We start from the raw sequence: 14,626 nt of genomic DNA on the forward strand, positions 1-14,626 counted from the left end.
AAGGATAAATAATGCCAATATAAAAGAAATAGAGGATTGCCCTCTATTACTTTTCACGAATGACCATTACAAATCCCCCACCAGAAGCCATAAACATTTCAATAATATTCTTATTATCCATATCCATTATTTTATGTTCGTATAAATTAGCATTCTTGTTACTTCTTTTTTTATCCTGAAAAATTTCAATGGTATATTTCTTATCCTGAAGCAGGAAAGAGCAATCCACCTGAATTGTTCTCTCACCCCAAGCGTTCAATCCGCCTATATACCAAGTATTTCCTTTCTGCTTAGCCAACACAGCATATTCGCCCACACGAGCAGCTAAGGGAATCGTCTGATCCCATGAAGTCGGTACTTCCGCTAAATACTTTAAAATATCAGGATACTTACGATACTCATCCGGAGAATCACATAAACTGGCAAATGGTGCGGAAAGTACAACAAACAAGGCCTATTCATGTGAACGAGTCCCCAATGAACTAGGCAACCCCGGATCGATCGGCTTAAATTTTTCCAATGTGCTGTTACGCATCGACCCCGGAGTATAATCAATTCCACCTCCCAACATACGGGCAAAGATACATTGAAGCTGATAATCCGGATTAGAAGTGGTATCCCACTTAAAACACTCCGCACATCGCATGGCTTCATAAGAAAGGATATTAGGATATGCCCGATGAAGTCCGGTAGGCTTGCTGCATCCATGAAAATCCACCATAAGATGCCGCTCAGCACAAGCCTTTGCCAGATTTTCATATTGAGGGATTATTTGAGCATCATCACGATCAAAAAAATCTATTTTCACCCCAACAGCACCCCACTTGCTGATAGAATCCAAATAACAATGCGGATGCTGGAATAAAGTAGCAGCAACAGTCCAAAGCCATACACCTACTTTTTTTTCTTTTCCATAGCGTATCACCTCTTTTATATCAATATTCTTATTCAAATCTGCATGATTAAAAACATTGCTCCAACCGGCATCGACCAGCAGATAAGGTATTTTGTTTTCGGAAGCGAAATCAATATAATACTTGTACATCTGTGTCGAAAGATTTTGATGACCAGAAGGGAAAGGAGCTTTTTCCAAAATAGCACAATGCCACCATTCCCAAGTTGCTTTACCAGGACGAATCCAATCCGTATCCTTTATTTGTTGGGGCTTGGCCAGTAAGTAAATCATTTCATTAGTCAGTAGTTCCTTATCATCCTTGGCAACAATAGCCATACGCCAAGGGAAAGCATGGTTACCAGCAGTACGTGCTAAATAATTCTCCCTTTCTTTTACCACCGTAATAAAATTTCCCCAACTGCCCATCTCTATTTTTTTAGGATAGGTCGCCCAATAACCTTTCATCTTGCCATCTTCTTTACGAAGATACATACCCGGATAGTTATTTAAATCCGATTCAGCCACCACAACACGCACATTTTGCATCTTGTTTGTAAATAAAGTTGGTGTAATACCATATTTATGTTCTTCTATTTTAGAAATGCCCTCGTAAAGCACATTGCTCAACTCCCAAGCTGTAAAATTAGTTGTTTCAGGTAAAATAACTGCCGGATCATCAGCCAGATTAAAAGAAGCTTCTTCATCAACTACAATCAAAGAATCCTGCTCCGGAAGATTTCCACAAAAACGATATGCCATTCCTTCATTATACATCCGGAATATAACTGAATAACCATCCTTGAATTTCAAGGAAAGTTCATTATAATGGTCTGTTAATTCACGATAATTACCAGCTACCGGATAAACCTTCTCAGAAGTACTACTTGTAGAAGTCCCTACCACTTCACCATTCTTTCCCCATATATTACCATTTTGCATCGTCATACAAATATCAGAGGGATGAATGACAGACCTACCTTCCAAACTTAAAGAATATTGTAAGACCCTTCCATTCTCTACAGTAAGTACCAATTGCCCGTTTGGGGATGATAATTCATAAACAGACAGCATTTGTGCCTGTGCAAAAATGCACAGACACAATGTTACCAACAAAAGGAAAAAATTCTTTTTTCTCATACAGCACACAAATTACGATGGATTTGTCCACCTTGATGGTTTATGTCCAATTCTCGCACCTTATCCAAAAAATCAATGGCTTTTCCCATTTCACGCAATCCTAAATACCCCAACCCCATCACATAATTACAATGAATGCAGTTACGTTTATCCAAGTCATCTTCCCAAATAGCCAGATCAGGCAGAGAAACAGCAAAATAATCAATCCGACAGTGGTCAAACAAATGCTTCTCACCATGCTTTATCAATTTGTTAAAGCAGCTGCATGCCTTATCCTCTCTACCCAACGCACGCCATGCCAAACCTTGATAGAAAATTTTGTCAGGCTGTTGGTCATTGTAGAAGAAAGCCTGTTGTGGTTCTGAAGAACCAATGGTCGCTTTGGTAAAGCAATCTATAGCTTGTTGCTCATTTCCCAAGCCACGAAACGCCTCACCTTTATAATACCAGATATCATTCTCTTCAGCATTTGCCAATTTTCCCTCACCCAAATTAAATGGATAAGCATCCGTTTCATCCAAAAGAACTAAAGCATCGGCATAACGTTTTTCACTTAAAGCAATCTTTGCTAATTCTATATGGCACAATACATATTGTCCGGTGATTTTTCCTTCTCCTCCTTCCCATGGATGGAATTTACGTGCAGCAATCAATTCTTTTGCTTCAGTATAGCGCCCTAGTTGATTATACAAAGTGATACGCTCAATGGACAGATCATCACGCTGTTCCACTTCAGGCAGATGTGCTTCCAAAAAAGCCAAACGTTCTGTATGAGGTCGGCCTAAACGCTTATAAAGTTGATCCAGCTCCATTAATATACGAGAATCGTGCTCATCCAATGCATAAGCTTTTTCCAGAGTTTCCAAAGCTCTTTGTTTATCATTACGCTTATTATAATAAGCCAAAGATAAATTACGCCATACGGTAGGGAATGTTGGCTCTATAGCAGCCGAATCTTCCCAACAAGCAATGGCATTATCATACTGACGATTAGCATACCAAAAATTTCCTAAACTATATGCCGCTTTTGCTCCATGAATATTCAAACGTAAAGCATCTTGAAGAATCAATACTTCTTCTATACGATTCGGGAAACAATATGAATGATTTTCCTTTTCTGCCCGCTGATAATATTCCAATGCTTTGCTCTCATCTCCCTTACAGGTATGGAAATACCCCATTGTATAATAAACGACAGGATATACTTCTGTAACTCCGATTACGTAGCATTCCAGCAAAGAAAAAGCTTCCTCGTACAGTCCGGCAGCAGCAAAATCCAATGCATATTCTATATATCCGTGAGCCCAGCTACGCATCAACTTTTTCATTTCCTCCAACACTTCCACATCCCGGGTCAACAAATAATGTTCAAAACGGCATCCCATATTAAAACGATCTATCTGCAATGATTCAGCTACGAGCGCCAAAGCTTCCTCTTTACGACCCAATTTGCGTAGAATGGAAGTTTTCAACTGACGCGCTTTGTGATTATGCCAATTACGAATCAATGAACGGTCTATCTTGTCCAAAGCACTTTCATACTTTCCTTTACGAGTGTCAAGTTGTGCTAGTGCATAATAAGCCGCATCCTGCCAAGCAGCATTCCATGCCGACTTAAAGAAAGCATCATAAGCCTCATCCCACTTCTGTTGCATCATACAACTCCAGCCCAAATTATAATAAGGTTCACCGTCATAAGGATTCGGATTACGTTCAGTCAAGGTTTCCACCGCTTTCCGGAAATAGCTTTCTGCCATTGCAAATTGTCCTTTACGCATCAACAATAACCCCACCGCATTGTTACAACGTACATCTCCCGGTTCACGCCTTAATGCTTCCATATAATAATCCATCGGATTATAAGTAGCATGGCGATATTGTTCCAAGTGTAGTCCGGTCAAAAACAGTTGTTCAACAGAAGCAATATTCTGAGGATCTTTAGCAGCCTTAGCAGGATCAGGAACCGGCCTGATTTCCGGTTTATCCGCCTGATAAGAAAGCAAAATTTGTCCTTCCTTATCACGAACCTCTGCACATACCTCCTCTTCTTTTAGTCCTTCTGCCGCAAAAGTCGTAATAAACGGTTCTGATGGCGAAATTTGTGTAGTCTTATCCAATAATACAGTGCCTTTAATAGCTTTTACTATAATACGTACTCCACTATTCGCTCCCGTAGTATAAAGCACCAAACGGGCTTTACCTTCCTTTATTTCCAAATTCAACAAAGCATCTTTGGTTGCATTCTTTACATAACCCACTTCACTATAAGGCATAAAATACTGTACCCATGATTTTTCCTCATAGGGCTGTAACCAAGTAAAGTCCGGTTGGTTATCCGTATACATACCGGTCATCAGCTCAATATAAGGTCCGTCCTCATCAGTCAGATTACGATCCCAAGCCTTACCGAAATCACCATTTCCCCATGTCCATTGTTTCTTTCCCGGAGAAACATGATGATCGGCCACGTGCAGAAGTCCCCCACGAACATCTTCTTCATAGCCACCCACAAAATCATATTTAGACTTGATAGCCATATATGATGTAGGAACCGGAATATTCTTATATTTAGAGATATCCACACCAGCAGAATAATCCTGCTTATAATAAACCCCTGTAGCAATAGGGAAAGAAGAGACATCGCGCTTGCCGTGATCGAACACCGCATTCACATCAGGCGGGAATACCGAATGATAATGGTCATTGACCACCACTGCAGGGTTGGCCCACCACAAGAAAGTCTGAGGGAAAGACGTACGATTATAAATCTTCACTTTAATTTCTATATAAGCCTTGCCCGGATAAAGCGTAAATCCCTGCATACCTTTAGTACGAAACATTCTCTCCACTTCATTGCACCATATTGTCTTGCTGCCATCCGCATTTTCCTCTATCAAGAAATCAGTAGGCAAAAAAGTAGAAGGACGGTGATGCTGAGGCCAGTTAAATTCGATTCCTCCAGAAATCCAAGGTCCTGTCAGTCCCACCAATGCCGGTTTCACAACTTGGTTGTAATAAACAAAGTGACGTTTCTTCACCTTATCATAAGCCATGTGTATACGTCCTCCCAACTCGGGAAGCACCATCACCTTAATGTATTCATTCTCGATAAACAACGCATGATATTTCTTGTCTGCTTTCTTATCTGAAATCTTCTCGACTACCGGATAAGGATAAACAGCTCCACAACTTCCCTGATAAACTCTCTTTTCAAGAAAAATAGGATTCTTCTCTTCCTCTCCTATCTCATAAGTAGGAAGCATAATATCTTCCTCCCATGCACGCACCTCACTGCCATGAACGGTACTTTGAATTAAATATTGAGTTATTTTTTCCATAATAAATGATTGTTATTTCACTAATTCTTTTTCTATTTCCTCCAGACTCTTTCCTTTGGTCTCCGGCAAACGGAATACAACAAATATTCCCCCACTCAGGCAAATCAGCCCATACAGCCAGAATGTCCCGGCAGCTCCCAAACCACTATTCAACATCGGGAAAGTATAGGTCAGTATAAAGCAGGCCGCCCACAAAGCGAAAGTGCAAACAGACATGGCAACTCCACGAATACGGTTCGGGAAAATCTCAGAGATAATGACCCACATCACTGTAGCCAAAGTCATGGCATAACAGGCAATAGCCATCACAACAATAATCAACAGCACAACTCCTGTGATATGAAAATAATAAGCGGCTCCCATAAAGGCATAAATTACTGCCAGTCCAAATGATCCGATCAGTGTCAACGCCTTACGTCCCCAACGGTCTACCACAAACATGGCTAGAATAGTAAATATGACATTTGTAATACCGGTCACCACAATATTCATCAAGACATCAGACACGCCATAACCTGCCGCCATAAATATTTCCTGTGCATAGTTGAAAATAACATTAATACCACACCATTGCTGCAAAATAGCCATGACAACACCTATAGTCAGCACTTTATACATAGCAGGATTCAATAATTGACGAAAACCTCCTTCTTGCGTCTGACAGGCTGAAGCCGCTTCTATGGCCGCCAACTCAGTAACAGCATATTCCTTTCCTCCCATACGGGTAAACACCTTGAGTGCAGCCTCCCGCTTTCCCGAAGAGGCTAACCAACGAGGACTCTCCGGTAATATAAAACTAAAAACAAAGAACAAGGCGGCCGGGACAGTCATTGCCCAAAACATCCAGCGCCATCCCATCTGTCCGTTCCATGATTCACGGATCATTTCATGAGTAGCTCCTAATGCCACAGGCTCGGCTATCTGCCAATTAACAATCTGAGAAGTCAAGATACCTAACACTACCGTCAACTGATTGATGGACACAAACCGTCCCCGCAAATGTGCCGGAGCTATTTCTGCTATATACATAGGTGACAAACTGGAAGCAATCCCAATGGCAAAGCCCCCCACCAAACGAAATACATTAAAGAAAGTAAAAGAATGCACCGCCCCTGTACCGACAGCCGTACAGATAAATAATCCTGCCGCCAAAATCAAAATAGGCTTACGTCCCAAACGGTCACTCAGCTTACCGGCACTTAGCGCCCCAAACAAACAACCAATCAAGGCACTGCTCATAGCCCATCCCTGCATAACAGGGTTACCAGCTATACCAAAATATTGTTCATAAAAAGGTTTTGCTCCTCCGATCACTACCCAGTCATATCCAAACAGGAAACCTCCCATAGCAGAAATCAAAGCAATAAGAAATAGATAAAAATTAGATTGTGTTTTCATGAATATCATATATTAGTTATTTTTATGATGCAAAGTAACAAGGATTCAAGGACTTAAAGAATAGAAAAAATTACTGAGGATATGGACAATATTACTATTTCTAATTTAAAATGAGACGCAAGCCTTAGGCAGAAGCTGTACCGGATAAAAAAATGGCCACGCCCAAATCGGACGTAGCCATGCCAAAAGTCTCCTGTCTAATCTGATTATATCAAACATCAATCAACTGTTCCCCAATTCTCATTTGGAGTATCTCCCAACCATAACTCCAATAAGCCCCCCTGTGCAAAGACCGAATGTGGAAGCTGGAATGAACTATATTCTTTTCCGTTTAAACGAGCACATTGAATGTAACAATTTTCCTTTGAATTATGATAAGTCTTGATTCTGAATTCCCTCCCTTTATAATAAGCCGGATCCAACTTTATAGTAACCTCATCGAATATCGGACTTGTTATATCATAGGCAGGATGTTGCCCGGATCCGCCATCCAAGCCAAATAGTCCAATCGCCATCAATACACCAACACCTCCCATTTGTCCTTGATCTTCATCATGCCCGCCATACCCTTTATCGGGTGTTATGGCACCATGCGCCTGTTCCTTTACCCGCCGCACCCAATACTGGCTCAGCCAAGGCTTTCCTGCATGAGCAAACACATGTGCATTTGAACACCCGGGTTGATTGGCATAGCTCACATAGCCACCTCCATATCCAAATACAAAATCCGTAGCCGTAGCTTTTTCAAAAGCATCGTTCAACATGGCACATAATGTATCATTACCTCCCATTTTACTAGCCAATCCCGGAATATCATGTGACAAGCCAAAAGTAGCCTGCCAGGCATTAGCTTCCACATATCCCCAACCATTAGTCAAGTCTGTATGCAACCAGCTTCCATCTTCCCTACGCGGAAGTATCAGTTTCGCTCCCTCATGAAATGAAGCAGGCCACCCCATAGAACGTTGATGAAAATAAGCGTAGTCCTTCCACTTCCCCATCCTGGCAGCCATTTCAGCCAAAGCCCAATCTTCAAAAGCCCATTGAATAGTCAGCCCCGCATTATCAGGACAATACCCATTTTGTATATAAAAGTCCAACTCTTTATCCATATCCAAAGCAAGCATTCCTCCTTTTGCATGATTCTTTTTCATCATACGATAACCAGCGGATGGTGACCACTTCCGAGTTATTCCTCTTTGATAGGCACTTGTAATCAAGGAAGTAGCGGGGCAGCCGGTCATAATATAAGAGTATCCTCCGGCACAAGGTCCGCGAGGCAATAAATCTCCATTCAGACTGTACCGAATGAGTGAAGCAGCAAAATCATCGAGCACAGACGGATAGGCAAGTCCCCACAATGTATTCAGATTCCATTGAGTCAGCCAAAAAGCATCGGAATTATACATGTGATGAATGGAATTTCCCATCTTGTCTTTCTCCAGTTGCCTGATTTGGCATTCAGCATTCAAGGTATGTGTTCCTTTCCGTGTGCCTCCCTGGGTATAATCAGGATATTCACCATTACAGTCGTCTATTTTATGACGCCCTAGTAAAGTATGCCATAAATCGGTGTAGAATTTAATTTTTTGTGCATCTGTCCCCCCTTTTACATCTATCTTTCCAAGCCATTGGTTCCATTCCTCTTGTGAATCCCTGCGGACTTTATCAAAATCCCAATGGTTGCACTCCGTTTCCAAATTCTCTTTTGCATTGGCTATACTTACATAGGAAACTGCCATTTTCAAGCAAACCTGTTCCCCGCGACGAACCTGGTACTGGGCACTGACTCCCGATGTAGGCGCATCATGATAACTCCAGCCGGAGTCACTTCGAGGAGTACTTTCCGTAGTTCCCTGCAACTCCTCTATATCCGGGAAGCATTCTTTATCAGCCCAACCGTCCAAAGATTCGAAAGGCTTGTCAAAACAGACTGCAAAATAGATTCTTACCACATCCGGGCCTCCCCATAAACGCCCCTTGGTATCAAAATATCCGGTAAGTTCGTTGCTGCTTGTTTTATTTACATGAGCATTTACCATAGTGGAAGTGGCAACATATCCACCCAGATTGAGCAAAATATGAGCTGTGGCATCTTCGGTGTAAGTCAATCTGTAAAAGCTGACCCGGTCTGTAGTAGTCTGTTCCACCCAAGTATTATATTTTTCCAGATACAAACGATGATAGCCCGACTGCACTATCTCTCCGTCATGGGAAAAAGAGGATTGCCAGCCTTCTTCTCCGAGGGTAGGATTCACATGACCGGTAGTCGGCATAAGTGTCAGGCCGGACAGCATCCAGCAATGAATCTGAGGGAAACCCAGTACATGGGTGGAATTATAGTTATACCCCCCTCCATATTGATTTTTATTCCGGGGCAATGGTGCTGCACCGATCATTCCAAAAGGCTGGTTACCGGTAATAAAGAAAAAGTATCGCCCTCTGGCAGACTCTATGTACGGGTCTACCCATGAAACATAATCAGAATAATCTTCGGGGGCTGGGAAAACTTCTATTTCTGACAATCCTAGATTCTCCCCATCGCCATCTGTTACTTCAAAGCGCATCCATTGCGTTTTCCGGGCAGGAAATTCAATTACTTTCGGAGCGCCGTCATTGGGAATCTGACAGACATTGATTGAACTTCCATCACTGAAATGCAGCGTCCCTCCGGCTATATGTGTTTCTTTCTCCGGACGGTCATACAAGATGACTTTATTGATGCATACCGGTGTCTCCCAGTCCAATTGTATCCAAGGATAATCAATCTGCCCCCAAAAGGTCATTGTACTTTTTGATGCCCATGCTCCTTTTCCCGGTATGCGTATCACTTGGTCGGTGACATTCTCTGCATCATACTCTCCGCTACATACAGAAGAGGCGGAAACACGACTTTTCGCTGCTATATTATAAGGTGAGGCATACATGGCTGTTACAGCAAACAAAGCAAGCAAACCGAGCAATAAAAAAGATTTTTTCATGAGCAAATTATAATCTTATCCAATGCAGGGACAGAATAAATCCGTCCCTACAATGAACTAACAATTTAAATTATCTTATTTCCAACAAATCATTCTTCTTCATATCCACTGTTATCAATCCTTTGGCATCCGGATTGGCAACCGCTTCTTTTCCGTTCAGCATCACCTTATAACTCTTTCCCTGAGGAAGTTTCACTTTGAAAGTCTGATTGGCTGTAGCCTTCAATGAAGCACTATTGATGACCGCATTCGTCCACTCGGCCGCTACTTCGGCTCCCCCACGGATGCACAGACCTTTGAAGCTACCCTCTTTCCATTCATCGGGCAAACAAGGAAGGAACTCTACATAACCTTCGTGGTTCTGCACCAGCATTTCTGCCATACCGGCTGTACCGGCGGGATTTCCGTCGAATGAATAAATATCACCTTCCGCACCTGCAATGCCACCTGGAGATACAGTCATTAAATTCTCACGTGAAAGCTTGCCCTGCAATAATTGAACACTCTTATATGCTTCCTGTGCATCTTTCAAGCGGGCATACATACAAATCATATTGGCACGACTCCACTCTGTATCTTCCCAGTTCTCGGCAGACAAACGATTCTCGATGGTCTTGCGGGCAGCTTCCGCCAATTCGGGAGTCTTCTCCAAAGTGATTTGGGAGAAAGGATAGAGTGCCAGCAGGTGGGAAGTGTGACGATGGTTGGGATGAGCTTCCTCGAAATCTTCAAACCATTCACGAATGGCACCATTGGCACGCAACTGGATGGGAGGAAGTTGGGCGATGGCAGTACGCAGGCTATCGGCAAACTCGCGGTCGGTATTCAATATCTCTGAAGCCTGAACACAATTCGACAAGATCTCGTAGGCCAGTTCACGGTCACAGGCAGGCATCATGGAGGCAACCATTTCTTCACCGCCTGCTGTACGAAACCAGTTTTCGGGTGAGATGCTCGGCCCTGTCATCAGATAACCACTCTTCGGGTCTTTTGCCAAGAAATCCAGGATGAACTGTGCATTACCTTTCAAAAGCGGATAGGCCGTTTCGGCCAGATATTGCTTGTCCTGTGTAAATTCATATTGTGTCCACAGATGGGAAGCTATCCATGAGCTTGCCATCGGGAACAGTCCCCAAATAATGGTACTGGAGGCAGGAGTATATCCCCAGACATTGGCTGTTGTGTGAGCAGTCCAGCCTTTACATCCATAGACCACTTCGGCAGTCTTCGCACCGTGATGCGCCAAATCCTTAATATAGGTAAACAGGGGGGCATTACATTCGGCAAGATTGCCAACATTGGCTGCCCAATAATTCTGTTCAGTATTGATATCCAGATGATAGTCATTGGTCCAGCCCATGTTGCACGCCTTGTTGTCATTGAAAAAACCCTGCAAGGCAATGGGCAATGGAGAGTTTTCGCGGGAACTGGCAATGGTGAGGTAACGGCCATACTGGAAAAACAAGGCATCCAGACCAGTATCAGTTTTGCCTTCCTTCACTTGTTTCCAACGGACATCCGTAGGCAACGCGCGGTTAGCGTCTTGTCCGAAATGAATAGAGACACGATTGTACAACGTGTTATAATCCTTTATATGCGCCTGCTTCAATTCATCATAAGATTTAGCTGCAGCCTTCTTCACGCCATCAGCACAAAGAGTCTTGTAATCAGGACTTTTATAATCGGTACGCACATCGACAATCAAAGTCACGGCATCAGCTTCTTTTATACCTACTTCAGACTGTTCCATCTTTACCTCTCCATTATCAGCCAGAACGGCTATTCTTCCTTCAAAACAGACTCCGCCCGGACCATGCAAGGGAAAATCTACTTTCCCGGTAAATACCAATTGGTTATCTTCTACAGAAAGATCGGCTTGACGCATCAAATCCAATCCCATATTCATAGTAATGGACTTTTGCTTATCAGCGGTCAAGCGGAGTACGAGAACATTATCCGGGTTTGTAGCAAAATACTCACGTTTATAGTTCACACCGCCGGAGTTGAAAGAAACGCTGCTGACAGCCTCATCCAAGCTTAACGAACGACGGTAGCCGGTCACTTTACCTTCGGGGTAAATGAATTGCATCTTCAAATCTCCAATGGGAAGATGAGTTCCGAAAGAAGTCTGGTTGCCATGAAGATTATCTCCGGCTATACGGTTTCCTTCCGATAGTTTTCCCTCAAAGAACAACTTTCTGAGCTGGTTCATTTTCTCTCGTCCGAAAGGTATGTTCTGGTTCTCATTGTACTGGCCGGACCACATTGTCGATTCATTCAACGCCAGTTTCTCTTCCTCTATTCCACCATAAGTCATAGCTCCCAAGCGTCCATTACCAATAGGTAAAGATTCCATCCAAACTTCTGCCGGCTGGGCATACCATAATTCTGTAGTTTCGCAGGAATCAGTCGCACTCTGGCATCCGGAAAGCGCCAAAGCCATTGCTCCCAAATAAGTCTTAAAATGTTTCATATTTTTCATGATTAATAGTTTCTTCCAAGGCAAAAGTAAACATACCTCTCCCATCAGGTAGAGAATATTTCGCCATTTTTAGGCTCTTTTGCTTCAATTACAGCCTATAAAAGGAGGATTCAGTGCTTAGGATCTTTTCCCAGCACAAATTCCAGAACGCCACCCTTTGTTATCTCTTCATGGGTAATCCAAAGACGGTTCAAAGGCTTTCCATTCAAGGAAACAGACTGGATATATACATTCTCCGGAGAATTATGATGTGCTATGATCGTAAATGTCCTTCCTTTATAATATCGATTATCTAAAGACAAAATAACTTTACGGAATACAGGACTTGTCAATTCATAACGGTTATTGCCGGGACAAATAGGATGGAATCCCATAGCCGCCAGAATATACCAGGCAGACATCTGTCCCACATCCTCATTTCCACACAATCCGTTCACTGTATCACCGTATGCATTCCGGCAGATACGCCGTGTCCAATATTGGGTGAGCCACGGACGCGAAGTATAGTTCAACATGAAAGGTACCTGATGATCAGGCTCGTTAGGATGATTATAGTAATCCCCCCACATGAAACGTTCATCTGCTCCCTCGAAGAATGCTACCAATTCCCGTTCAAAGTACTCTTTTCCCATAAGAGAAATCAATCCTTCCAGATCATGCGGGACAAACCAGCCCTGCTGATAATTATTACTTTCTATACAACCTTGCCAATGTACATTCCGCCCCTTCCACGGCATCCAGCTACCATCTGCCGAACGTGCACGGAACCATTTCACACTATCACACCATACCTGATGATAAGATTGTGCCTTCCTCTCAAATGCCACAGCTTCCTGTTCCCTTCCCATATCACGAAGCATAGTGCTGACACACCAGTCCGTATAAGCATACTCCAACGTTTTCGAAAGATCATCCGGCGTATATCCCTGCTCATTATTGCCAAATGTGCGGACTGTGTTCAAAGAATATTCCAAAGCTTTCCGGGTATCATAATTCCGGATACCTTTATTGTAAGCATCCGCCACCACCGAAACGGCCGGATTACCCACCATACAACCCGAATAGGCATTCAAGAATTCCCAACGTGGAAAATATTTCTTACCGCTCAGTTCCGCCAGTTGAATCAATGAGTTTATTTCATCGTCCACCAGCCGGGGATTGGTAATGGTCTGTAAAGGAAACTGGCTACGGAATACATCCCAGCCGCTGAAAATAGTACGATAGATAAAATTATCCGCATAATGCACCTTGCCATCCGCCCCCGGATAGGCGCCGTCCACATCCGAGAAACAACGCGGATCTATCATCGTGTGATATAAAGATGTATAGAAAATAGTCTTATCCTTTTCCTCTCCTTCCACCTGTACACCCGAGAGAGCCTCATTCCACTGCCTGCGGGCACGCTGACGCACTCCATCAAAATTCCAATCGGAAATATCGCTTTGCAGATTCTTTCGCGCACCCTCTATGCTGACAAACGAGATGCCGCATTTCAACAAAGCCTGCTCCCCTTCACGAGTGGAGAACTCAGTATAAAAGCCCAGATGTTTCCCTTGAGCTATCTTTTTCCGAGGAAATACATGAGCATTCTTGATATATTCATGGTAAGCCGGATCATCATTGGAAGCATTCTTACGTTCCACTCCCTCGGGGATATCCGCACTCCATAAGCCAAAATTTTTCAAAGGACGGTCAAAGCAGCAATAGAAATAAGCTGTATAGTTACCTTGTCCTGCCCCATCTCCCCAACCGCCACCATCGGGGGTACATTTCATCCAACCTTTAATGGTATAATCGTCCACCACTTCTACATATTGTTCGGTAGAAGTACCTCCGATACGGCGTGCCAAATCTATCTGTATGCGGGAAACCTCAGACTGAGGATAGGTAAAACGCATCATTCCCGAACGGGAAGCCGCTGCCAATTCCACCTGAATACCATAATCATCCAGCATCACAGAATAACCGTCCACTTTTGCCACCTCACGGTCATGAGAGTAACGGGAACGGTAACCGCTTTCGGGATTCTCTTCCGTACCTTTGAACGTATGCAGTTCTCCCGTGGTAGGCATAACCAGGAAATTACCCAAATCGCCATACCAACCGATGCCGCTCATGTGGGTGAAGCTGAATCCTTCGATGGTAGAATGATGCCAGGAATACCCGGGGCCGTTATCTCCTCCGGTCTTTGTATCGGGACTCAATTGCACCAGGCCGAAAGGAGTGCACACACCGGGAAATGTTTTTCCCAGTCCGTGATCGGAGCCAGCCATTTCATCGGCGGTTGTAGCACCGATAATCGGATTGACATAATCTGCGGGAGACTTCTGAGCCCACGCATTCAGTACATTCAAACTGATAAACAACAAATATACAACGATAAGTCTTTTCATAA

The 14,626-nt window shown here is 43.3% G+C and carries 7 protein-coding genes; all 7 read right to left on the reverse strand.

Features of this window, described 5'->3' with window-relative positions; genetic code table 11:
* Positions 1–46 precede the first annotated feature (46 nt).
* The 7 genes from BVU_RS22660 to BVU_RS03825 all read right to left on the reverse strand — a co-directional run bounded on the left by BVU_RS22660 (position 47) and on the right by BVU_RS03825 (position 14,624).
* Positions 47–451, reverse strand: a complete 405-nt coding sequence (locus tag BVU_RS22660) for a glycoside hydrolase family 97 C-terminal domain-containing protein (protein ID WP_229095256.1) — start codon at positions 449–451, stop codon at positions 47–49.
* Between the two features lie 3 nt (positions 452–454).
* A complete protein-coding gene (locus BVU_RS03800; RefSeq protein ID WP_229095255.1) occupies positions 455–2,032 on the reverse strand; it encodes a glycoside hydrolase family 97 catalytic domain-containing protein in 1,578 nt (525 codons plus the stop codon).
* Entirely contained in the window at positions 2,029–5,370 is a 3,342-nt protein-coding gene (locus tag BVU_RS03805) for a DUF5107 domain-containing protein (RefSeq protein WP_011964890.1), read from the reverse strand. Before BVU_RS03805 ends, BVU_RS03800 begins: the two co-directional genes overlap by 4 nt.
* A gap of 12 nt (positions 5,371–5,382) precedes the next feature.
* Positions 5,383–6,777: a sugar porter family MFS transporter gene (locus tag BVU_RS03810; RefSeq protein ID WP_011964891.1), complete on the reverse strand. Its 1,395-nt coding sequence runs from the start codon at positions 6,775–6,777 to the stop codon at positions 5,383–5,385.
* A 209-nt stretch (positions 6,778–6,986) separates the two neighbouring features.
* On the reverse strand, positions 6,987–9,749 hold the full coding sequence (locus BVU_RS03815; protein WP_011964892.1) for a GH92 family glycosyl hydrolase: 2,763 nt from the start codon (positions 9,747–9,749) through the stop codon (positions 6,987–6,989).
* Positions 9,750–9,819: 70 nt separating this feature from the next.
* The gene (locus tag BVU_RS03820; RefSeq protein ID WP_041174513.1) at positions 9,820–12,222 is read right to left on the reverse strand and encodes a glycoside hydrolase family 95 protein; all 2,403 of its coding nucleotides are present in this window, start codon (positions 12,220–12,222) and stop codon (positions 9,820–9,822) included.
* A gap of 119 nt (positions 12,223–12,341) precedes the next feature.
* Entirely contained in the window at positions 12,342–14,624 is a 2,283-nt protein-coding gene (locus BVU_RS03825; protein WP_011964894.1) for a GH92 family glycosyl hydrolase, read from the reverse strand.
* Positions 14,625–14,626: the final 2 nt, after the last annotated feature.

It is taken from the genome of Phocaeicola vulgatus ATCC 8482 (assembly GCF_000012825.1).
Classification (GTDB): Bacteria; Bacteroidota; Bacteroidia; order Bacteroidales; family Bacteroidaceae; genus Phocaeicola; species Phocaeicola vulgatus.